The organism is Desulfopila inferna, from assembly GCF_016919005.1.
Lineage (GTDB): Bacteria > Desulfobacterota > Desulfobulbia > Desulfobulbales > Desulfocapsaceae > Desulfopila_A > Desulfopila_A inferna.
In genome coordinates this window covers 1-393 of sequence record NZ_JAFFQE010000071.1, presented here as the reverse complement: position 1 = coordinate 393, position 393 = coordinate 1, and the positions used below count along the sequence as shown (strand labels likewise).

Here is a 393-nt window from a genome sequence, read left to right as displayed (position 1 = left end):
GCTCTGGGTGGAACGCCTGCTCCAGCCGCTTCAGCAGACCGTCATTCATGGCGGCACCGGCGAAGCCGAGCTTGGTGACTGAGCGCACCCGTAACGCGTCAAAGCCCGGATCGGCCAGCAGGTCGTGGTAGAGCGTGGGGACGAGGTAGAGACAGCTCACGCGATGATCAGCGATCGCTTGCAGCGTCTGAGACGGACTCCAGCGCCGCACGCAGACGAAAAGACCGTCCACCAGTGCCATCGCCAGCAAGGAGCGCACGCCCATCGTGTGATACAGCGGCATCACCCCGAGCGTACGCTCGCCTCGCCGGTACAGGTTCTGAGCGACGTGCGCCAACGCAGCTGCGCGCTCTTGCCTGTGGCGGCGGGGCACGCCCTTTGGCCGTCCAGTTG

Annotated in this window: 1 protein-coding gene; it reads right to left on the bottom strand. The window is 65.9% G+C overall.

Annotation, left to right across the window (positions count from 1 at the left end; all coding sequences use genetic code 11):
• A partial coding sequence (locus JWG88_RS21495) for an AMP-binding protein (RefSeq protein WP_205235863.1) occupies positions 1–393 on the bottom strand: 393 nt, incomplete at both ends.